This window comes from Myxococcus sp. NMCA1 (assembly GCF_026810205.1).
Classification (GTDB): Bacteria; Myxococcota; Myxococcia; order Myxococcales; family Myxococcaceae; genus Myxococcus; species Myxococcus xanthus_A.
In genome coordinates this window covers 4548023-4569854 of record NZ_CP113950.1, presented here as the reverse complement: position 1 = coordinate 4569854, position 21832 = coordinate 4548023, and the positions used below count along the sequence as shown (strand labels likewise).

The window sequence follows — 21832 nt, the reverse complement described above, 5'->3', positions numbered from 1 at the left end:
GGGCAAGTTTCCCGGCGCCTCGTTTTTTTTCCGCGTCATCCAGCGGAGAGCCCACGTCGAAGGCGGCTCAGTAGACGACGAGCGCCTGCGGTGCGTGGTAGCTGACGATGGTCAGCACCGGGATGCGCGGCGCCTCATCATCCGTCTCCGCGCCGCCCGACGTGAGGCGGACGCCGTCGAAACGCGCGAGGATGACGTAGTCGCGCCGGGTCTCCAGGAACGGGTCGGCGCTCGCCAGACGGCCGAGTGCCTCGCGGCCCGTCTCATCGGAGATGTTCTCCACGAAGCGCCGCGTGGTGTTGCGGCCGGAGCGCTCCGACGTGCTCACCGTTCCCCCCATCCGCCCCGGCCCCGTGAGCACGGACTGGCCGGCCAGGTCACCCGAGTACGCGGTGACGGAGTCGATGCGCTCGCCATAGCCCACGACCTCGTCCGTCTGGACGGAGCTGAGGGCCTGCTCCACCAGCCACACCGTGGGGCGCTCACCTTCCGAACGCTGGTCCGCGACCTGCGCGCGCAGCAGCACGTAGCGGCCCTTGTACGTGTCCGGCCGGTCCATGGCGGAGGCCAGTGAGAAGATGGGGATCTGCTTCTCCTGGAGGTAGCGCAGCTCCCCCGTCACGCTGCCACCGCGCTGGGCCACCACACGGGCAATGAGCCTGGCGCCTTCGGGACGGACGCTCAGGTCCTGCGCCCAGGCGCGACCCAGCAGCGCGTTGAGCTGGGTGAAGGGCGTGTGCTCGATGCAGGCCTTCAGGCCATCCCACGCCTCATCCCGTGAAGCCCGCTGAAGCCGCCGCGCGGCGGCTTCACACACAGCCGGGTTGGCGTACCGGGCGGCGAAGGCCTTGGGGTCCGAGGTAGGGCTGGGCGCGGGCGGCTCCGGCGGAGGCCTGGCGACAAACACCTCCTCCTTCGGGTGAGGCGCGTCCTCCGACCACGTCACGTGGGAATGCGAGGCGCCGCAGCCAGCGGTGAAGGAGCCCAGCAGGGCCCAGGTGGACAGCTTCCAGGAAGGACGGCGCATGGGCGGAACTCCTACAGGGAAGCGGAGCCAGGGCTGGTGGAACGGCTGCGCTGCTGGACGGTGGGCGCGGGGTGCGCACCGGAGCGAGGCAGCGGAAGCACGACGGCGCACGCATCCGCGCACCTATCACTCAGGCACGCCTGCGTCTGGGGCGCGGTGGCCTGCTGGGCGACCTCGGCATAGCAGCGGTCCGCGGTGCCCGGGCAGTTGGCGCGGGCGGCGCACTCGCAGCACGGCGAGGCCACCGTGGCCATGAACTGCACCTCTTGAAGGACGTTGGCCAGCGCGCGGTAGCAAGAGCGGGCGCCGGGGGCGAAGCGGCCCTTGGCGTCCACCACGAACGACGTGCCTTCCAGTCCGCACTGGTCCACGGCGGTGATGTAGCGCCGCTCACAGAGCGCGGTGAGCGTCGCGTCCGGGCGGCCCTCGCGGATGTTGCCCACTGCCTCCGTGCACAGCGCGCGGGCCACGTCCTGGAGGAGCTTCTTGTTAGACGCGTCCTGCGAATCGCTGGGCGCGCCCGCGGACAGGTCCGCCTCGAACACGCATTCCTTCCCAGCGCGCAGGGTGTCCACGGTGCAGGACCACGCGGTGGGTGACTCATCCGCGACAGGGGGCGCCGCGAGCGCTTCGGGCGGAATCGCTGGCGCGCTGGAGTCCGGCGCCGAGCCCAACAGGAAAAGGGAGACGAGGATCGCCTTCATGGACATGGCAGGTTAGGACGGCGCCTCGCCGGGCACAAACCGCCCCGCCGCAACTGTTCCGCGAACCGCGGCGTGCTCCCCTTCCCTACCTCCGCCGCGCCGAACCGACGTCCACCTCCGGACGAAGAGGAGGCCTCGGAGTCCTGGAGCGTCCGCCCCGGGGCACGCATGATGGCGCCGGTTTCCTTTCACGGGGTGGAATGGTGGGACGTGCGGACGACGCGGCGTGGCGGCCATATGAAGACGGGGGCTCCATCGGGTGGATGGGCACCCAGGGCGGCACCATCGCGCGGGATGAGGACTTCGGCGGCCTGGCGCGGCTCACCTACGAGTTGGATGACACCCGCTCCTTCCACGCCATCGCCTGCTCCGTCACCGGCTGGCTCCTCTACCACCGCTTCTTCGACAACGCGGCGGCGGCCACCGCCGCCTTCGAGGAGATGAAGCCCGCCTTGGAGGCGCTCCTCACGCAGCTTCCCGAAGGAGGACCGACGTCTCCTGCGAACACCCGCCTGGCGGGGCCCCTGCTGGCGGCATTCACCGTCCGTCATGGATAGAGAGTCCGGAGCGAAATGACTTGGCCCGCGAGCGCCATCTGGCGTTAGTGACGGGCCCGCCATGGCCTCCCAGCGCATCCACGAAGAAGACAGCTTCGAGAACGAAACCTTCGCCGACCTGAACCTCCAGGAGACGGACCTGGGCGGGAAGGAGTTCTACCGCTGCACGTTCCTCAACTGCACCCTGCAGGAGAGTCGCTGGACGAGGACTCGGATGGAGTCCTGCGTCTTCACCGGTTGCGACCTCACGCGGGCCCGGTTCACGGAGACGTCGCTGCGGGACGTGCGGTTCGAAAGCTCCAAGCTGATGGGCATCGACTGGACGGACGTGGGCAGCTTCCCCGAAGTCACCTTCGACGGCTCCAACCTGCGCTACTGCACCTTCGCGGGGCTCAGCCTGCGGAAGACGGCGTTCCTGCGCTGCACGGCGCTGGAGATGAACTTCATCGACACGGACCTGTCCGAGTCGGACTTCAGCGATTCGGACATCACCGGCAGCAACTTCCGCGGCTGCACGCTCACGAAGGCGGACTTCGGAACCGCGCTGGGCGTGTTCATCGACCCCGCGCGCAACCGGGTGAAGGCCACGCGCATCCCCGTGGAGGCCGCGGTGAACTTCGTCCAGACGCTCGGGCTCGTGGTGTCAGGCTACGGTGAGGGCCCGAAGGCGAAGACGGAGCGCAAGAAGGGCCGCTAGTGGGAGGACGCGCCCTCCAGCACGAGCTCCAGGCCGCCGTATTCCGATGGCGCCAGCGACAAGGTCCAGCCATGCACCTGCGCGACATGGTGGGTGATGTGTTGCTCACGGCCTGCTCGATGAGCGTCACGTCTCCGTGGACCCAGACAGCGGTCTCCGGCACGCCGCTCTCCAGGGAGATTCGCTGCTGGCGGGCAATGGGCTGATGCCGGCCCAAGACGCGTGACACCACGGCGTTGAGGTCCACCTCGGCCCACTGGACCTGGGGCCGTCCGGCTTCGAGCCGCGTCGCCGCCGCCAGGTTGTGTACCAGGGACGCGATGTAGTGCGCCGCTCCCATCGCATCTCCGACCACGGAGGACTCCAGGGCCTCCCCCCGGCTCAACCGCTGCTGGAGTCCCGACAGGTGTCCCTGGAGCACCGTGAGCGGGGTCATCACGTCGTGCGTGGTGTTGGCCAGGAAGTCCCGCAGGGCCTGCTCCCGGGCCTCCTGCTGGGAGAGCTGGGACTGGATTTCGGCGCGAGCCTCCTGGAACGCGCGGGCCAGCTCGGCCACCTCGTCATGGCCTCGCACCAGGACGGGCTCCACATAGCGGCTGTTCGCGGACGCACGGACCTCCGCGGTGAGCTGCCGCACGCGCCGGACCACGGGCCCCAGCGCCAACGCCATCACGAGCACGGCCAGCAGCGGGACGCCCAGCACCTCCGGAGGGGGAATGCCGCCAAGCGGTGGTCCCCGGGGCTCTATCCGCCGGGCGAGGATGAACGCGCAGGGCCCCTCCTCCCACGGCATGCGAATCAGGACGTCGAGCACCGACTCACCGTCCCGCGCCGTTCGACGGACGACCGTCGCACGTCCCTCCTGGGCTTCCCGCCGCACCGACTCGGAAAGGACGGGAGCGTCGGGGTTCAGGGATTCGAGCCCGGCACCGTACGCGAAATGCGCGACGCCCATGGGCCACGGTCCGTTGGGCCCGGATCGGTCCATGCGAGGAGGCCGCACCGAGGCGGGAGGACCGCCGCCACGCGGGGCCTCTTCTCGCCATGGAGGCTCCACCTCGCCGGGCGCCGCGGGACGCCCGTCGGCGGTGCGCGGCGGACCCTCGGAGTTCCCTTGAAACGCTGGTGGCCTGGGCCCTCGCCGCGCCCCCCACGTCGCGGGCCGCGCCTCACAGCGCTCCCGCTCTCCCGCCTGCATCCGTGCCAGCGTGGACGCCTCCAGCACCTCCGCCTGGTTGCGCTGCCGCAACGAGTGCTGGACGTACCCCACGCTGGCGACCATCGGCACCGACACCGCGACCACTGTCAGCGCCAGACGCAGTCGAAGCTTCACGAGCCATCCCCCGGCACGAGGCGGTAGCCCACGCCCCAGACAGTCTCCACGCCGTGCTGGGCGCCCAGCTTCCGCCGGAGCCGGGACACATGCACGTCCAGCGTGCGCTCCGTTCCCTCGCGCTCCGGGTCCATCACATGCTCCACCAACCACTGCCGCGTCACGGCCTCGCGCGGCCTGCGCGCCAACGCCGCCAGCAGCGCGAACTCCACCCGCGTCAGCTCCACGACCTGATCATGGACGCGAACCTCGCGGGCCTGGAGGTCGATGCGCAGCGGCCCCAGCGCCACGACGGCGTCCGGCTTCTGCAACGTCGGCCGCCGGAGCCGGGCCCGCACCCGCTCAATGAGTTCCTCCGGCCAGAATGGCTTCGTCAGGTAGTCATCCGCCCCCAGCTTCAGCGCCCGCACCTTGTCCAAGGTGTCATTGCGCGCGCTGAGGATGAGCACCGGCACCTCCGAGAAGGCCCGGAGCGACTTGAGCATGTCCAGGCCGTAGGTACCGGGGAGCATCAGGTCCAGCACCACCAGGCTGACGTCAGGGAGCTCACCCGAGGCGAGCACACGGCCCTCCCGCCACCACGTGGGCTCGAAGCCCGCGCCGCGCAGGTGCTCGGCGATCTGCGCGCCGAGTTGGGGGTCATCCTCCACGAGCAGGATGCGCTCGCCCATGCCGTGTGCCTCCTCGTTCCGCCATCAGAAGCCGGGCGGAGGGCCCATGCCCCCGTCCCACCCCGGCGGCGGCCCCATGCCGCCATCGCCACTTGGCGGAGGGCCGCCCGGTCCACCGCCCGGCCCACCACTGCCCCCCGGCACCGCGCACCGCGCGTTCGACAGCGAGGAACGGATGACCAGCGTCTTCCACGCCAGCATCGCACCGTCCGCCATGCGCCCGGTCTGGAACACGTAGTCCGCCACCGCATCGCCGGAGATGACCGTGTCGTTCTGGTTGGTCGTGTCCCGGGCGCCCCGCGCGTCATAGAGCGGCTGGGTGTTGACGACCTCATCGTTGAGCGCGTCATCGAAGAAGAGCTGCGAGGTGACGAACTCCGCCCCATCCACGCGAACGGTGAAGTGGATGTGGATGGTCCGGCTGCTGTACCACCCCGGGAAACACGTATCGAAGTTCACCCGGCCCTGCGCATCCGTCGTCTGCACCCCGCGGAACCAGCGCGCGGCCCGGGCCTCTGCGTCACCGGACGTGCAGAAGTCGCTCGCGTCCTCACCCGAGTACAGGCCGGCAGGCCCCGCGTGCCAGATATCCACGGTGACGTTGGGGATGGGCTCGCAGTTCTCATTCACCACCAGAAGCGCCAGCCGGACAGGCAGCCCGCTCTCGCCTTCACTGATGTCCTGCCGCTCGATGGTGGTCGCGTAGCAGGGCCCCAGCGTGGCCTCGCAGGTGAGCGCGCAGACCGTGCCGATGCCCGCGGCGAACGGATCCGGATAGGTGTCCGCCATCGTCATCGCCGAGGTGCCGCCGGTGGCCCAGGCGGAGGCCCCGGTCCCCGCGTCCGGGTTCGATTCATCGATGGGGTCCGTGCCCTCGCCACACGCGATGAGGAAGCGAGCGAGCGGCAGGGTTGCCAGCGTCACTCCCGTGCCCTTGAGAATCCGACGGCGCGACATGACTTCGCTTTTCATCCACAGCCTCCGTTCCAACCGGTGACGTGCCCACGTCGGCGGGCACATCCCCCTTCTGGACGGAAAAGCTTGAGGGAATCTTAAGCGGGGCTAGGCGTGGGGGCGCAGCATCTCCAACAACGCCCCCAGCTTCTCCAACGCGAGCCGCGCACGAGTCTTCACCGTGCCCAATGGGTCTCCGGTGCGCTCGGCAATCTCCCGCTGGGAGAGTCCTTCGAAGTAGGCAAGCTCCACCACCGCCCGCTGCTCCGGAGGAAGCTGGGCCAGCGCCGCCACCACGCGGGCGCGAGCCTCCCCCTGGCTGACCGCTTCGTCCGGCGCGGCGGGCGCGGCGCTGACCGGAGGCCCCTGCTGCGCGGCCCCTTCCACCACGCGGGCCGCCGTTCCCTGCGCCCGCAGCCGGTCGATGGCGCGCGTGCGCACAATCGTCGTCACCCAGGCCTCCAGGCCGCCGCGTTCTGGATTGAACTCTCTGGCGCGCCGCCAGACCTCCAGGAAGCTCTCCTGCAACACCTCTTCCGCGTCAGCGTGGGTCGGTAGCAACCGCAACGCGATGGCGAAGCACCGTCCACCGCAGCGCGCGTAGACGTCGCGCATGGCCTGCGGGCTTCCCATGGCGACCTGCCGGAGGAGGACCAGGTCCAGCGCTGGGTCGCTTGCTCGGGGCACAGCGGAGGAAGGAGGCGCCATGTTCGTCCCGGATAGCTCAATCGGCAGGGCAGTTCCCAGCTTCAAGTATCGGCAGGCGGGCACCCGGGCGCGCTGTGCCTTCCAGGGTGGGCAGTGCCCGCCCCCATCCTTAACGTTGACGAGCCAACGCGGCCGGCACGGAAGCCGTCCAGCATCGACAACAGCCGCGATTCGCCGCGAGGCAATCACAACCCAAGACCTATAAGGGCTGCCGGCCACCATGACTGAACGACTCGGAAGCGTATTCATCGAGGGAGTCAGCCCCGAGCTGGACGCTGGACGTCACGCCGTGAAGCGCGTCGTGGGAGAGCGGTGCACCGTCAAGGCCGATGTCTTCAAGGAAGGCCATGACGTCCTCGTCGCCGTCATCCGCTGGCGCCAGGTGACGCCCCGGTCCCAGCAGACCGACTGGGAGGAAGTGCCCATGCGCTTCCTCGGCAATGACCGGTGGGAAGGCGAATTCCCCCTCGCTCGGAACGGCCGCTACGAATACTCGATTGAAGCGTGGCCAGACCTCTTCCGGACCTGGACGTCCGAGCTGAAGCGCAAGGTCGACGCGGGCCGCGACGTGCGCAGCGAGCTGCTGGAAGGCGCCGCCCTGCTGGAAGGCGCCGCCGCCCGAGCCCGCACGGCGAAGCAGATGGACGACGCTCGGGTGCTGACCGAAGCGGCTGTCCGGCTGCGACAGGCCCCCTCCCCTGACCTCCTCGCCGTGGCCCTGGCGCCCGAGCTGGCCGACGTGGCCTCGACCCACCCGGACCGTTCACTGGCCCGCCGCTACGACAAGGTGTTGGAGGTCTTCGCGGACCGGGAGAAGGCCCGCTTCAGCGCGTGGTACGAATTCTTCCCGCGTTCGGCGAAGCGCGACGGCGTCACCCACGCCACCTTCCGGGACGCGGAAGCCTGGCTGCCGTACATCCAGCAGCTCGGCTTCGACACCGTCTACCTCCCGCCCATCCACCCCATTGGCCGCACGGCGCGCAAGGGCAAGAACAACAGCCTCACCGCGGCGGCCGACGACGTGGGCAGCCCCTGGGCCATTGGTGCCTCGGAAGGCGGCCACAAGGCCGTGCACCCGAAACTGGGGACGCTGGAGGACTTCCGGCACTTCGTGGAGACGGCGCAGGCACACGGCATCGAGGTGGCGCTGGACCTGGCCTTCCAGTGCTCGCCGGACCACCCGTACGTGAAGGAACATCCCGAGTGGTTCCAGCACCGGCCGGACGGCACCATCAAGACGGCGGAGAACCCGCCCAAGCGCTACGAGGACATCGTCAACTTCGACTGGATGGGCCCCGCCCGTGAGTCGCTCTGGGCGGAGCTGGAATCCGTCGTCCTCCACTGGGTGAAGCAAGGGGTGAACACGTTCCGCGTGGACAACCCACACACCAAGCCCACGCAATTCTGGGCCTGGCTCATCCGCCGCGTGCAGGAAGCCCATCCGCAGGTCCTCTTCCTGTCCGAGGCCTTCACCCGTCCCAAGGTGATGAAGGCCCTGGGCAAGGTGGGCTTCACCCAGTCGTACACCTACTTCACCTGGCGCAACTTCAAGGGCGAGCTCCAGGAGTACCTGGAGGAGATCACCCAGCCGCCGGTGTCCGACTACTTCCGCGGCAACCTCTGGCCCAATACGCCGGACATCCTCCCGGAGTTCCTCCAGAACGCGGGGCCCGGTGCCTTCCGTCTGCGCGCGGCGCTGGCCGGCACGCTCTCCTCCGTGTGGGGCATGTACTGCGGCTACGAGCTGTGCGAGGGCCGCCCCATCCCGGGCAAGGAGGAGTACACCGATTCGGAGAAGTACCAGCTGGTCGCTTGGGATTTGGATCGGCCCGGCAACATCCGGGATTGGATTGCGCGCCTCAACGCCGCGCGCCGCACGCACCCCGCGCTGCATCAGTACGGGACGCTGCGCTTCTTCTCGTCGAACAACGACCGCGTCCTCTTCTACGGCAAGCGCACGCCAGACGGCGGCAGCATGGTGCTGATGGCGGTGAGCCTGGACCCGTATGCAGCCCAGGAGGCGCTGCTGCACGTGCCACTGGAGTGGCTGGGCGCGCGCCCCGACGAGACGTATCAGGTGCACGAGTTGATGTCGGACCAGCGCTCGCTATGGCAGGGTCCCGACGTGCAGGTGCGCCTGACGCCCGAGCAGCCCGCGGCCCTCTGGGCCGTTCACCGGTTCCGCCGCACTGAGAACGCGTTCGACTACTACGAGTGACAACCCGAGAGGCGTATGGACCTGGATCCCCTCTGGTACAAGAAAGCCCTTATCTACGAGCTGCACCTTCGTGCCTTCCATGACTCCAACGGAGATGGCCACGGGGACATCCCCGGTCTGATTGAAAAGCTTCCGTACCTCCAGGACCTGGGCATCAACTGCCTCTGGTTGCTGCCCCACTACCCTTCGCCGCTGCGCGACGACGGCTACGACATCGCGGACTTCTACGGCGTCCACCCGGACTACGGCACGCTCGCGGACTTCCAGCGGCTGGTGGATGAGGCGCACAAGCGCGACATCCGCGTCATCACCGAGCTGGTGGTGAACCACACCAGTGACCAGCACCCATGGTTCCAGGAAGCGCGCAGCGACCCCAACAGCCCCAAGCGCAACTGGTACGTCTGGAGCGACACCGACGAGCAGTACAAGGGCGCGCGCATCATCTTCCTGGACACGGAGCGCTCCAACTGGACGTGGGACCCGGTGGCCAAGCAGTACTTCTGGCACCGCTTCTTCAGCCACCAGCCGGACCTCAACTACGACAACCCCGAAGTGCAGGAAGCCATGCTGGACGTCATGCGCTTCTGGCTCAACATGGGCGTGGACGGGTTCCGCTGCGACGCCGTGCCCTACCTCTTCGAGCGCGAAGGCACCAACTGCGAGAACCTTCCGGAGACGCACGCCTTCCTCAAGCGCCTGCGGAAGACCATCGACTCCGAATACCAGGGGAAGATGCTGCTGGCGGAGGCGAACCAGTGGCCCGCCGACGTGCGCGTGTACTTCGGCGACGGCGATGAGTTCCACATGGGCTTCCACTTCCCGGTGATGCCCCGCCTCTTCATGGCGGTGCGCCGCGAGGACCGCACGCCCATCGTCGAAATCATGCAGCAGACGCCGGACATCCCGGACAACTGCCAGTGGGCCATCTTCCTGCGCAACCATGACGAGCTGACGCTAGAGATGGTGACGGACGAGGACCGGGACTACATGTACCGGGAATACGCCACCGACCCGCGCATGCGCATCAATCTGGGCATCCGCCGCCGGCTGGCGCCGCTGATGGACAACGGCCGCCGGCGCATCGAGCTGATGCACAGCCTGCTCTTCACCCTGCCCGGCACGCCCGTCCTCTACTACGGCGACGAGATTGGCATGGGCGACAACATCTACCTCGGCGACCGCAACGGCGTGCGCACGCCCATGCAATGGACGGGAGACCGCAACGCGGGCTTCAGCCGCGCGGATTACGCACGCCTGTACGCGCCCGTCATCGCCGACCCGGTGTACGGTTATCAGTCCATCAACGTGGAAGCGCAGGAGCGGGTGAAGTCCAGCCTCCTGCACTGGGTGAAGCGGATGATTCGCATCCGCCAGCGCTACCCCGTCTTCTCCTTGGGGAACCTGCGCTTCCTCCAGACGGACAATCGCAAGGTGCTGGCCTTCATCCGTGAATGGGAGGGCCAGACGGTTCTGGTGGTGTGCAACCTGTCACGCTTCGCCCAGCCCGCGGTGCTCGACATGCGTGAGTGGGAGGGCGCCGTGCCGGTAGAGCTGATTGGAGAAACCCCCTTCCCGCGGGTGAGTGAGCTGCCGTATCAGCTCTCCATGGGCCCCTTCATGTTCCTGTGGTTCCGGCTGGACAGGCCCCAGCAGGTGAGGAGCCTCGAATGACAACCCTCGATTTGACCAAGCTCCCTGACTACCTCAAGCACCAGCGCTGGTTCAGCGGCAAGGCCTGGCCCATCAAGCACGTCACGGTGATGGACCACGCCACCGTCGAATCGGGCGGATGCTCCTTCAGCCTCGCCGTGGTGGAGGTCATCTACGAACTGGGCAGCCCGGAGCGCTACCTGCTGCCCGTTCATCCCTCCACCGAAGGCGTGCGAGACGCGCTGGAGAGCGACGAATGCCTGCGCGGCCTCTTCGACCTCATCCGAACCGAAGGCCAGGTGGCGTCCGCGTCCGGCCGCGTGCAAGGCGAATGGATTGGCGGTCAGGACGGCTTGCTCGCCCTCTCGGAGTCACCAGAGGTGCGGCGGCTGCAGGTGGAGCAGAGCAACACCTCGGTGGTGCTGGGTGAGAAGGTCATCCTGAAGATCATCCGCAAGCTGGAAGCCGGCGTGAATCCGGAGCATGAGGTGGGCCGCTTCCTCGCGACCAAGACGTCGTTCCGTGCCACGCCCACGCTGGTGGGCGCGCTGCATCTGGAAGGGGCGGCGGGCGCGACGCTCGCGGTGGCCCACCGCTTCGTGCCGGACGCGACGGACGGCTGGAAGTACACGCTGGACCGGCTGCGCCAGGAACGTGCGGTGGGTGAGCGCTTCCAGTCGGAGATGCGCGATCTGGGCTCGCGTCTGGGCGAGCTCCACCTGGCGTTCGCCTCGGCGACCGACGAAGACCCGGCCTTCACGCCGGAGCCGCTGCTGCAAGAGGACCTCCAGCGCTGGAGCGCCTCCATCGTCGGGGAGCTAGGCGTGACGCTGGCGGACGCCAGCCGGCAGTACCCGGAACTGGAGAACCGGCGCGACGACCTCATCGAGTACGCGAAGCGTCTGGCGCAGGTGCCGCCCTCCGGCCAGAAGATTCGCATCCACGGCGACCTCCACCTGGGGCAGGTGCTGCGCGCCAACAACCAGTGGATCATCTTCGACTTCGAAGGCGAGCCCGCGCGCTCCTTCACCACCCGCCGGGAGAAGTACAGCGCGCTGCGCGACGTGGCGGGGATGATCCGCTCGTTCGACTACGCGGAGGCGACGGTTGCACTGGAGGGTGGCACGCCCCACGAGCGCATGAACACCATCCGCGACGCCTTCGTGGAAGGTTATCGGAAGGTGACGCGCGGCGCGCCCTTCCTGCCCACGGACGAAGACACCTTCGACGTGATGCTGCGTGCGTTCGAGTTGGAGAAACTCCTCTACGAAGTCCGATACGAAATGCAGAACCGGCCCGACTGGGTGCGCATCCCCGTCCAGGCCCTCTTGCGTATGGAGGCACCCAAGTGAGGAAGCCAGCCGACAAGGCCCAGGTCGACGCGGAGCTTCAGCGCGTCGTGGAGCTGAGGCATCCGGAGCCACACTCTGTCCTGGGCATCCACCCGGATGGGGATGGCGTGGTGATTCGCGCCTTCCGCCCGGACGCCGTGGCCATCCACGTGCTGCCGGAATCCGGCGGCCGCGTCGCGATGACGCACCGGCTGGGCGGCGTCTACGAGGCCCGCATCAACGGCAAGGACCAGACGTTCAACTACTTGCTGGAAGTGGAGTACCCCGGCAAGCGCGTCTTCACGCTGCGCGACCCGTACAGCTTCCTCCCCACCCTGGGGGAGATGGACCTGTATTACGCCGGTGAAGGCCGCCACGAGCGGCTCTGGGAGCGCATGGGCGCGCACCTGCTGCACCACAACGGCGTGCGCGGCACCTCGTTCGCGGTGTGGGCCCCCACGGCGGCGGGCGTGTCCGTGGTCGGTGACTTCAACGGCTGGGACGGCCGGCTGCACTCCATGCGCCGCATGGGCTCCTCCGGCATCTGGGAGCTCTTCGTCCCCGAGGTGGGCGAAGGCACCCGGTACAAGTTCGAGATTCGCCCCGGCCAGGACGGGCCCAACGTCCTCAAGGCGGACCCGTTCGCCTTCCGCACCGAGGTCCCCCCCGCCACGGCCTCCGTGGTGCACGACCTGGCGCGCTACACCTGGGGCGACGCGGCGTGGCTGGAGCAACGCGCGCAGCGGCGGGACGTCCATCACCAGCCGTGGAGCGTGTACGAGGTCCACCTGGGCAGCTGGCGCCGGGTGGTGGAAGACGGCGACCGGCCCATGACGTACCGGGAGCTGGCTCCCGCGCTGGCCGAGTACATCAAGTTCACCGGCTTCACCCACATCGAGCTGCTCCCCGTAGCCGAGCACCCCTACGGTGGCTCCTGGGGCTACCAGGTCGGTGGCTACTACGCGCCCACGGCGCGCTTCGGCCACCCGGATGACCTGCGCTTCTTCATCGACCACATGCACCAGGAAGGCATCGGGGTGCTCGTGGACTGGGTGCCCGGACACTTCCCGCGCGACCTGCACGCCCTGGGGCAGTTCGACGGCACGGCCCTGTATGAGCATGCCGACCCGCGCAAGGGCGCGCAGCCGGACTGGGGCACGCTGGTCTTCAACTTCGGCCGCAATGAGGTGCGCAACTTCCTCATCGCCAACGCGTTGTTCTGGATCGAGGAGTACCACATCGACGGACTGCGCGTGGACGCGGTGGCGTCGATGCTCTACCTCGACTACAGCCGCAAGCAGGGCGAGTGGATTCCCAACCGCTGGGGCGGCCGGGAGAACGAAGAGGCCATCCATTTCCTGCGCGAGCTGAACGAAACGGTCCACCGCAAGCACCCGGGCGTCGTCGTCATCGCCGAGGAGTCCACGGCCTGGCCCAAGGTGTCCGCGCCGGTGTCCGAAGGCGGCCTGGGGTTCGACTACAAGTGGAACATGGGGTGGATGCACGACACGCTGTCGTACTTCTCCAAGGACCCCATCTACCGGCAGTACCACCACAACCAGCTCACCTTCGGCTTGCTGTACGCGTTCAGCGAGCAGTTCATGCTGCCGCTGAGCCATGACGAGGTGGTGCACGGCAAGGGCAGCCTGTACGGGCGGATGCCGGGCGACCCGTGGCAGAAGCGCGCCAACCTGCGCTCCCTGTTCGCGTGGATGTGGGCGCACCCGGGCAAGAAGCTCGTCTTCATGGGCGGCGAGTTCGGCCAGCCGGCCGAGTGGAACCACGACAAGAGCCTGGACTGGCACCTGACGCACGACCCGGGGCACCACGGCATCCTTCAGCTGGTTTCGGACCTGAACCGCATCTACCGGGACATGCCCGCGCTTCACGACGCGGACGGCGAGCCCATGGGCTTCCAGTGGCTCCAGCCGGACTCGGCCGCGTACAACGTGTTCGCGTTCGTGCGGCGCGCGCGTCAGCCAGGACGGCATGTGGTGTGTATCGCCAACCTGTCGCCGACGGTGCGGGAGAACTACCGCGTGGGCTTCCCGTTCCAGGGCCGCTACGTGGAGTTGATCAACACGGACGCCGAGCAGTACGGCGGCTCCAACCTGGGCAACATGGGCCAGATTCACACCGAACCCACGGGCTGGGATGGCCAGCCGGCTTCGGCCACCCTCACCCTGCCCCCGTTGTCCGTGTTGTGGTTCACGCCGGGCTGAGCCAATCCCTCGACACAGGGGCGTTCACCACAGCATCACCGCGGACTCCTGGTTCCTGCGTCGAGGCACAGCGTGCGAACTGGGGGCGACGGCGACGGGCTTTGCTCGCCGCCTGGTGTCGTTCGTCTTCGCCATGGTGGGTCTCCCACCAGAGCAGCCACCGCCCCGCGCGTGAACCAGCCTGCGCTCCAGCGGGCCCCTCAATGACTCTTCGCAATGAATGCCAACAAAAACATCAAAGACAAACATCAATCACAAACATCAAGCCCATGCACGACTCGTCAGAGTGCATTGAAATCACTGGGCATCCCGTCAGCGAAAGGGAACCAGCCAGGCACTGAACGAGCAGGCCCGTAGGATTCGACACACGGGGTGCCAAAACTCACTGAACATCCAATCAGTCCAAAGACGGCGATCAGCTGTGGCAGCACTGAACGCATAGCCATGTAGGCATCGCAATACGGGGTGCCAAAAACCACTGAACATCCAGCCAGCCCGAAGACGGCGATCGGCCGAGCGGCGCACTGAACGCACTGCCATGTAGGCATGAATACCCAAGACGACGCCCGAACCACTGAACATTGAATCAGCAACATGCCGCGTTCAGGCCGATACGCGGTACTGAACGCGCTACCATGTAGGCATTCGCGTCCACAGCGCCATCCGGATCACTGAACATACCATCAGCAAACAGGCCGCGATCAGAACTCCGCGCGACACTGAACGCACGATCATGTGGGCATTGATGCAATCGAGGGTACTCGCCCCTCTGAACACGTCATCAGCAAGCCGGCAGCAACCAGAACCCGGTGTGTCACTGAAGCCCCGCTCACAGCGACACCGCGAACATGAGGCCAAATGCCTGATAGCGCGTTCATGTGGGCCTTGGCGAGCCAACCACCGCATGACCCACTGAACGTCCAGACAGTCAATCGACCCCGATCATGATCGCCGGGCCCCTGCCCTGACGTTCATGTAGGAACGATGGTCTCAGGCCCCCTGAAAACACCTGATGTTTTGTGCATGTAGGCACTGCCCCGCCAACCCCCGATACACCGCCCGCACACCAGGCGAGCAGGCCGTGCCGCTTGCTCCCTCCTCCATCCGACCCCAGCCTACTTCTGGGCGATCGACGCACCAGGAGGACGGGGATGACGAAGAAGAAGATCATCGAGGGGTACGGCGGGACCAGTGAGCAGCGTCAGCGCCACCTCCAGAACGACAGCTTCTCGGAGCGGGCGCCTCGAACGCCGGACGAGACGGAGGCGGTGCGCAGCACGCCCGACAAGGACGGGCGTGAGATCACCATCCATCCACTGGACTCCGAGGACTCGGACGACCTGTGGCACGGCAAGCCGTGAGCCTGCCCAGGGGCCGGGCCTCAGCGCATGAACAGGAAGTAGAGCACCGCGCTCAGGGCGATGGACACCAGGATGCTGCCGATACAGCCGAGCCGGTTCGAGAAGAAGAAGAACATACGCGCCGCCCAAGCTGCGCACTCCCAGCGAGGAGGGAAGGCACCACGCTGGATTGTGTCCGAGGGCTTACGGAACGCCCGCGAGGGCTACTCGCCGCGCTTCAGCCGCTCCACGTAGTCCGCTGGCAGGCCCGCGGCCTGGGCACCGCGCACCAGCGCGTCCACGAAACGGGTGCTGACCGGGCCGTCCGTCGACGCACGCCGCGGATTCGTGACGAACGCCGTGGCCTCCAGCTCCTGCCCATCCACGCGCACGCGCACCGGCCGCTCCACGCACATGCTCGTCACGAAGCCTTCCTTGTGCTGGATGATGGGCCAGTCCTGGCCGCGAATCTCGAACAGGCGGCCGTACACCTTCTGGCCCGCGGAATCCGTCAGCCCCGCGACGCGCCCACCCCACCAGCGCGACGGGAAGTCATAGACCAGATCGACATCCACGGCCTCGGCCAGCCGCCCCTCGGGCAGCTCGAAGAAGTCGTAGCTGTGCTGGGACCGCCACTCCTCGAACGCGGCGCGGTCCAGGATGGTCGAGTACGCGAAGTACAGGCGCGTGGCAGACGGGTCCGCGCCCGCACGCGCCTTCATCACCTGATCGTAATGCGAATCCATGTCCGCCCCTTTGACTGACTACTTGGAGCCCCGGCGTCCCCCGGAGGCCTCGTCCCGGAAGACGGACAGCACACCGGACACATCCAGCCGGGACGTCTTGATGAACAGCCGCAGCGCGCGCTCCACGTGCTCGGCCAGCGTGGCCATCTTCTCCAACCGCTGAAGCCGGTCCGGGGGCAGCCCCGACTGGGTCTCCGCCAGCCGCCGGGCCTCCGCCAGGTCGGCGCGGATGCGCGCGACGAAGCCCGCCTCGCGCTCCTCGATGACGTGCGTCACCATCCGGACCAGGTCGTTCTCGGCGCCGTAACGCCAGACGGTGTCCTGGGGCAGGCGCACGCGCTGGATGACGCCCCAGCGCTCCAAGTCGCGCAGCAGCATGGAGACCCCGCCCTTGGACAGGTCCAGCTCGCGCTCGATTTCGCCCGCGGTCAGGGGCTCACCGCGCAGGTACAGCAGGGCCCAGACCCGACCCTGGTTGCGCTTGAACCCCCAGAACTCAATGACATTGCCCACCGCGTCCACCGCGATGGCTTCCCAGGGCGCCAGCCGGCCATCCGCTGGCGGCGCCTCCGAGGCCGAGCTACCGGGTCCCCCCGTCCACAGGTAGCCTTTCATGCAGCGCGCCCCTGGACTTGTTCCGCGATGCCGGCCGACAGCCTCCGCGCCCAGCTCACCAGCTCCGCGCCCGCGGGCTCCTTGGCGAAGTGGCCCAGCTTGTCGAGCGCCGCCTCGATTTCGACGTTCATCCGCGCCATGGAGGCATCCACCGCGCCCGTGGCTTCAATGGCCGCGCCAATCTCCTTCGTGCGCTCCGGCGTGATCGCCGAGAACGCCCACGCGTCCTTCAGCTTGCGCCGCAGCGACTCATCCTTGGCCACCGCCAGGAGGATGGGCATGGACGGCGTGCGCGAGTGCACGTCCGCGTAACGCGGCTTGCCCACGTCCGTACCCAGGATGTCGCGAATGTCGTCGGCGATCTGGAACGCCACGCCCAGGTGACGCCCGAAGCCGTCGAAACGTTCCACCGCCTCGGGGTGCTCCGCCAGCGTCGCCGCCGCGTTGCCACACCAGCCGAACAGCGAGCCCGTCTTGCCCTCGGCGATGAAGCGCAGCCGGTTGAGCGGCAGGTCCAGGTCGCCGCGAGCCTCCACCTCGGCGATGGCGGCGCGGGTCATCTCGGAGACGACCGACAGCGCGCTGCGCGTCAGCCGCGCGTCCAGTTGGGACAGCTGGTACAGGCCCGTGGACAGGATGAGGTCGCCGCTCATCACCGCGACGATGTTGCCCCAGCGCGCGTTCACCGTGGGCCGGCCCCGGCGGAACATGCCCGCGTCCACCACGTCATCGTGCAGCAGGCTGGCGGAATGGATGAGCTCCGCGGCCACGGCCACGTCCACCAGCCGCTCCGCCGGAACTCCCACCGCGCCGCCGAACAGCCGCGCCAGCATGGGGCGCGCGCGCTTGCTGCCGCTGCCCAGGCACAGGTGGCGGGCCGCCTCCATCAGCGTGTCGCCCTTCACGTCCGGACCGGCATCGCCATCCACCAGGGTGCTGCCAAGCCGCTGCTCCACCGCCCCCAGAAAATCCGTCAGCTCCCGAGCCAGATCCATAGTGCGCCGTCTCCTCGTCCGTTCATATAGTTCAAGACCGCTTGAACTGCACCTGATTCCAGCGCTGCCCAGCAGCCGGGCGCGAACGGGTACCGGAGCATGTGGGACAGCCGCGCCGCACTCGCCCGGAGAGCGGCCGGGCACTCCGGGGCCCACCGGGGGTGGATTGAGAGGGCCCGGCGGAGCGTGCGACAGAACGCGGACCTGTGACTCGCGCAGCCCTCCGTCGGCAGTTCCTCCGCAGCTTCAGCTTCGCCTCCCTTGCTTCCGCGGTTCCGCTGTTCCGACCCGGCGCGTCCCTGCCCGGTTCGACGGCGCCGCTCCTGGGGGCACCGCCCGCGGACGGCCCCGGGCCCATGGTCCGCCCCCAGCAGGGCCGGCTGCGCCGGACGCTGGGCGTGTCCGTGGTGGAGGGCATGTTCTCGGAGGTCTTCACCGCGTGCGCGGGCGCGACGGTGCTCACCGCCTGGGCCATCGCGCTGAAGCTGGGGCCCTTCCTCGTCGGGGTGATGACGGCCCTGCCCTTCTTCGCGCAGTTCGTGCAGTTCCCCGCGGCCTGGCTGACGGGCGTCTTCGGCCACCGGCGCGTGGCCCTCACCGCGGTGTGCCTGTCCCGCGTGGTGATGTTCCCCCTGGCGGTGCTGCCCTGGCTGGGCCTGCCCTTCGAATCCCAGCAGCACCTGCTGCTGACGGTGGCCGGCATCTCCGCCGCGTTGAGCGTGGTGGGCAACAACGCCTGGGTGGCGTGGATGGGGGAGCTGGTGCCCCGCGCCGTCCGGGGCCGCTTCTTCGGACGCCGCACCGCGCTCACCACGCTGGCGGGCACGCTGGCCTCCCTGGGCGCGGGCCTCCTGATGGACCGGCTGCGCCCCGCGGGCGGCGTGGGCGTGGCCCTTCCGCTGCTCGCGTTGGGCGCGTGCGTCATGGGCATCGTCACCACCCTGTTCATGGCCTCGCAGCACGACCCGGCGCCCCCGGGCACCACGCCGCCCCTGGAGCTCAAGGGCGCGCTGGTCCCTTTCAAGGATGACAACGCGCGCCGGGTGCTCACCTACCAGGTGGCCTGGAACGCGGCGGTGGGGGTGTCCGCACCCTTCTTCGCGCTGCACAGCCTCCAGAACCTCAAGATGACCTTCGTCATCATGGCGCTGCATGCCGCAGCGGTGGCGGGCGTGCGCATCCTGGCGGCGCCACTCTGGGGCCGCGCGATTGACCGCTGCGGCGCCCAGCCCGTGTTGATGGCGTGCTCACTGGGCATCGCCACCATCCCCGCCCTGTGGCTGCTGCCCTCCGCGGGGACGCTGTGGCCCCTGCTCTTCGACGTCCTCCTCGCCGGGGCGCTGTGGAGCGGCCACGGCCTGGCCATCTTCGAGCTGCCCCTGACGGTCGCGCCCCGGAAGAACCGGCCCTTCTACCTGGCCGCCTTCGCCACCGCCGGCGGCCTGGCCTATGCCGCCGCGGCCGCGCTGGGAGGCGCCATCGCCGCCGCCCTGCCCACCCAGTTCACCCTGGGCGGCCACGTCTGGGTGAACCTGCACGTGCTCTTCGTGCTGTCCGCTGTGGCCCGCCTGGGCGCGGCCCTGTTGACGGCGCGCATCCCCGAGCCCGGCGCCCACCCCGTGCGCTCCGTGAGCGCGCTGCTGTCGCGCCTGCTTCCGCGGCCAATTCCTGCTCACCGCACCGCGTTGGATGATTGACATTCAAAAGACGTAACAGCGTCATTGCTTGTCATACTGCGGGACTGTGCAAATCCGTTGCACGAAACCGCAGAATTCCAGATTAGTTGGTGATTTGCTATTTTCACTTAAAGTGTGATTTCTGCCGTGCCAGCACCGTAGCTCCTAGAGGAGCTCGGTCAACCCGCAGTGCAGGAGCACGACATGTCCTCAGGTCCTTACCGAAGGCGCCTTTTTCATGCGGTGTTTCTCGTGGGAACCCTTTCGGGTTCCGCTGCAATGGCAGTCCATTCGGAGGCAGGCGTTCGTAATTACGATGCGCGTGATGCCTACAACGCGCAGGCCCGGTTTGGCATCTCGTCTGCCCAGACGTCCAGCCAGGCCGCGCTGCGGCAGGCCGTGCCGGAACTGATGGTGGAGTTCGACGAGTCCAACGGCCTGGTGCGCTCGCTCACCAATCCGGTGGGTGCGCTCTCCGGTCCGCGCAGCGGGGACCCGATGGCCATTGGCCTGGACTTCGTCCAGAAGCACCGGGACGCGCTCGGGCTGGGGCTCAACGACCTGGCGAACCTCGAGGTGACGGACCGCGTCTATTCGAAGGTGAGCGGCGTCACCAACCTGTACCTGCGCCAGACGTACCGGGGCCTGCCCGTCTACAACGGCCAGCTTCAGATCAACGTGGACCGCGACGGCCGCGTGCTCAGCGTGCACAGCGACTTCCTCCCGGCCCTGGAGTCCTCGCTCGCCGGCACCACGCCGCGCCTGAGCGCCGCGGATGCGGTGGTGGGCGTGGCGAAGCACCTGGGCGTCCGCATCTCCGCGGCGCCGCAGTCCCTGAAGGCCGAGCCCGGCGCGCGTCAGCGCACGCGCGTGGCGGTGGAAGGCCTGTCCACCGAGCCCATCGACGCGGAGCTGGCGGTGCTGCCAGTTCGCCGTGGTGAGGCACGGCTGGTGTGGCGCTTCCAGGTCCACACCCTGGACAACGATCACGCCTACGACGTCACGGTGGACGCGTCCACGGGCGAGGTCTGGACCCGCTTCGACTGGGTGGCGGCCGATGATACCTACCGCGTCTATCCCATGCCGGTGGAGAGCCCCAACCACACCACGCCGCTGCCGCCGGCGGACGGGCGCGTGCTGGTCTCCAACCCCGCCAACGTCACGGCGTCGCCCTACGGCTGGCACGATACGAACGGCGCGGCCGGCGCGGAGTACACCACCCTCCGCGGCAACAACGTCCACGCCTACGAGGACACCAACAACGATGGCCTGCCGCCCGCCGTGCAGCCCGACTGCACCGCGGCCATCCACTGCGACTTCCCCATCACCCTCACGGGCGCGCCCTCCACGTACATCCCCGCGGCCGTCACCAACCTGTTCTACTGGAACAACATCATCCACGACGTCCAGTACCAGTACGGCTTCGATGAGGCGTCCGGTAACTTCCAGGTCAACAACTACGGCCGGGGCGGCGCCGGCAACGACGACGTCCGCGCGGAGGCGCAGGACGGCGGCGGCATGAACAACGCCAACTTCATGACCCCGCCGGACGGCCAGCGGCCGCGCATGCAGATGTACCGCTGGAACACGGTGACGCCGAACAAGGACGGAGACCTGGACGCCGGCATCATCGTCCACGAGTACGGCCACGGCATCTCCAACCGCCTCGTGGGCGGCCCCAGCAACGTGTCCTGCTTGTCGAACCGCCAGCAGCCGGGCGAGGGCATCAGCGACTTCCTGTCGCTCTTCTACACCGCGAAGGCGACGGACACCGGCGCGCAGGGCCGCGGCGTGGGCACCTACGCCCTGAACCAGCCCACCACGGGCGTGGGCATCCGTCCCCAGCGCTACAGCACCAGCAGCACCGTCAACACCTGGACCTACGCCAGCATCAACGGCATGGCGGTTCCGCACGGCGTGGGTGCCGTGTTCGCCCAGGGCATGTGGGAGGCCTACTGGGCCCTGGTCAACCACCACGGCTTCAGCGCCAACCTGTACGACGCCACGGGCACCGCGGGTAACCAGCGCATGATGTTGTACTTCACCCAGGGCCTGAAGAACACGCCGTGCAGCCCCACCTTCACCCAGGTGCGTGACGGCATCATCACCGCGGCCACCACCCTGCACGGTGGCGAGGACGTCTGCCGCCTGTGGACGGCCTTCGCCGCGTTCGGCATGGGCACCAACGCCGTGTCCAGTGGCTCCGGCGGCACGACGCCCACCAACGGCTTCGCGGTGCCCGCCGCCTGCGCTGCCTTCAGCGCGACGGCAGCCAAGCTCTAGTCGCTGAACACCACCAGGCCGGAGCTCCCTCGTGGGCTCCGGCCTGGTCCGGGTCAGTCGCACGGTGCCCAGCACCTCCCCGGGTGTCACGCCAATCGAAGCACG

At 68.2% G+C, this 21832-nt stretch carries 17 protein-coding genes and 1 pseudogene; 9 read left to right on the top strand and 9 right to left on the bottom strand.

Annotated elements, in window-relative coordinates; genetic code table 11:
• Positions 1-67: 67 nt before the first annotated feature.
• On the bottom strand, positions 68-1027 hold the full coding sequence (locus tag OZ403_RS19180) for a hypothetical protein (protein WP_268784798.1): 960 nt from the start codon (positions 1025-1027) through the stop codon (positions 68-70).
• 11 nt (positions 1028-1038) lie between these two features.
• On the bottom strand, positions 1039-1737 hold the full coding sequence (locus OZ403_RS19175) for a hypothetical protein (RefSeq protein WP_140875455.1): 699 nt from the start codon (positions 1735-1737) through the stop codon (positions 1039-1041).
• Between the two features lie 194 nt (positions 1738-1931).
• Here OZ403_RS19175 and OZ403_RS19170 point away from each other — a divergent pair, with 194 nt between their 5' ends.
• Together OZ403_RS19170 and OZ403_RS19165 are read left to right on the top strand one after the other, a co-directional pair.
• Positions 1932-2288: a hypothetical protein gene (locus tag OZ403_RS19170; protein ID WP_011553706.1), complete on the top strand. Its 357-nt coding sequence runs from the start codon at positions 1932-1934 to the stop codon at positions 2286-2288.
• Positions 2289-2349: 61 nt separating this feature from the next.
• Complete coding sequence (locus tag OZ403_RS19165) at positions 2350-2985, top strand: pentapeptide repeat-containing protein (protein ID WP_140791769.1); 636 nt, start codon at positions 2350-2352, stop codon at positions 2983-2985.
• 568 nt (positions 2986-3553) lie between these two features.
• Here the strand turns inward: OZ403_RS19165 and OZ403_RS19160 are convergent.
• The 4 genes and pseudogenes from OZ403_RS19160 to OZ403_RS19145 form a co-directional block, all read right to left on the bottom strand.
• Positions 3554-3655, bottom strand: a pseudogene (locus tag OZ403_RS19160) (hypothetical protein); the annotation flags it as partial.
• 659 nt (positions 3656-4314) lie between these two features.
• Entirely contained in the window at positions 4315-4989 is a 675-nt protein-coding gene (locus OZ403_RS19155; RefSeq protein WP_140875454.1) for a response regulator transcription factor, read from the bottom strand.
• A 24-nt stretch (positions 4990-5013) separates the two neighbouring features.
• Positions 5014-5961: a dioxygenase family protein gene (locus tag OZ403_RS19150; protein WP_268784797.1), complete on the bottom strand. Its 948-nt coding sequence runs from the start codon at positions 5959-5961 to the stop codon at positions 5014-5016.
• Between the two features lie 90 nt (positions 5962-6051).
• Complete coding sequence (locus OZ403_RS19145) at positions 6052-6651, bottom strand: sigma-70 family RNA polymerase sigma factor (RefSeq protein ID WP_140791767.1); 600 nt, start codon at positions 6649-6651, stop codon at positions 6052-6054.
• Positions 6652-6871: 220 nt separating this feature from the next.
• On the opposite strand from OZ403_RS19145, the gene OZ403_RS19140 reads away from it, so the two are divergent.
• The 5 genes from OZ403_RS19140 to OZ403_RS19120 all read left to right on the top strand — a co-directional run bounded on the left by OZ403_RS19140 (position 6872) and on the right by OZ403_RS19120 (position 15433).
• Positions 6872-8869: an alpha-1,4-glucan--maltose-1-phosphate maltosyltransferase gene (locus tag OZ403_RS19140; RefSeq protein WP_268784796.1), complete on the top strand. Its 1998-nt coding sequence runs from the start codon at positions 6872-6874 to the stop codon at positions 8867-8869.
• A 15-nt stretch (positions 8870-8884) separates the two neighbouring features.
• Positions 8885-10540, top strand: coding sequence for a maltose alpha-D-glucosyltransferase (gene treS / locus OZ403_RS19135; protein ID WP_140791763.1), 1656 nt, complete (start codon positions 8885-8887; stop codon positions 10538-10540).
• On the top strand, positions 10537-11871 hold the full coding sequence (locus OZ403_RS19130; RefSeq protein WP_268784795.1) for a phosphotransferase: 1335 nt from the start codon (positions 10537-10539) through the stop codon (positions 11869-11871). Before treS ends, OZ403_RS19130 begins: the two co-directional genes overlap by 4 nt.
• A complete protein-coding gene (glgB, locus tag OZ403_RS19125; protein ID WP_268784794.1) occupies positions 11868-14072 on the top strand; it encodes a 1,4-alpha-glucan branching protein GlgB in 2205 nt (734 codons plus the stop codon). Before OZ403_RS19130 ends, glgB begins: the two co-directional genes overlap by 4 nt.
• A gap of 1151 nt (positions 14073-15223) precedes the next feature.
• Positions 15224-15433, top strand: a complete 210-nt coding sequence (locus OZ403_RS19120; RefSeq protein WP_140791759.1) for a hypothetical protein — start codon at positions 15224-15226, stop codon at positions 15431-15433.
• Positions 15434-15636: 203 nt separating this feature from the next.
• Here OZ403_RS19120 and OZ403_RS19115 read toward each other — a convergent pair whose 3' ends face one another.
• Genes OZ403_RS19115 through OZ403_RS19105 form a run of 3 tightly spaced genes read right to left on the bottom strand, consistent with a single transcriptional unit; the run spans position 15637 to position 17768 of the window.
• Entirely contained in the window at positions 15637-16158 is a 522-nt protein-coding gene (locus tag OZ403_RS19115) for a gamma-glutamylcyclotransferase (RefSeq protein WP_268784793.1), read from the bottom strand.
• Positions 16159-16176: 18 nt separating this feature from the next.
• Entirely contained in the window at positions 16177-16773 is a 597-nt protein-coding gene (locus OZ403_RS19110) for a GbsR/MarR family transcriptional regulator (protein WP_140791755.1), read from the bottom strand.
• Entirely contained in the window at positions 16770-17768 is a 999-nt protein-coding gene (locus tag OZ403_RS19105) for a polyprenyl synthetase family protein (protein ID WP_140791753.1), read from the bottom strand. The genes OZ403_RS19110 and OZ403_RS19105 overlap by 4 nt, the downstream gene beginning before the upstream one ends.
• Positions 17769-17974: 206 nt before the next feature.
• On the opposite strand from OZ403_RS19105, the gene OZ403_RS19100 reads away from it, so the two are divergent.
• Both OZ403_RS19100 and OZ403_RS19095 read left to right on the top strand, forming a co-directional pair.
• The gene (locus OZ403_RS19100; RefSeq protein WP_268784792.1) at positions 17975-19465 is read left to right on the top strand and encodes an MFS transporter; all 1491 of its coding nucleotides are present in this window, start codon (positions 17975-17977) and stop codon (positions 19463-19465) included.
• A gap of 258 nt (positions 19466-19723) precedes the next feature.
• Entirely contained in the window at positions 19724-21727 is a 2004-nt protein-coding gene (locus OZ403_RS19095; RefSeq protein WP_268784791.1) for a M36 family metallopeptidase, read from the top strand.
• Positions 21728-21832 lie beyond the last annotated feature (105 nt).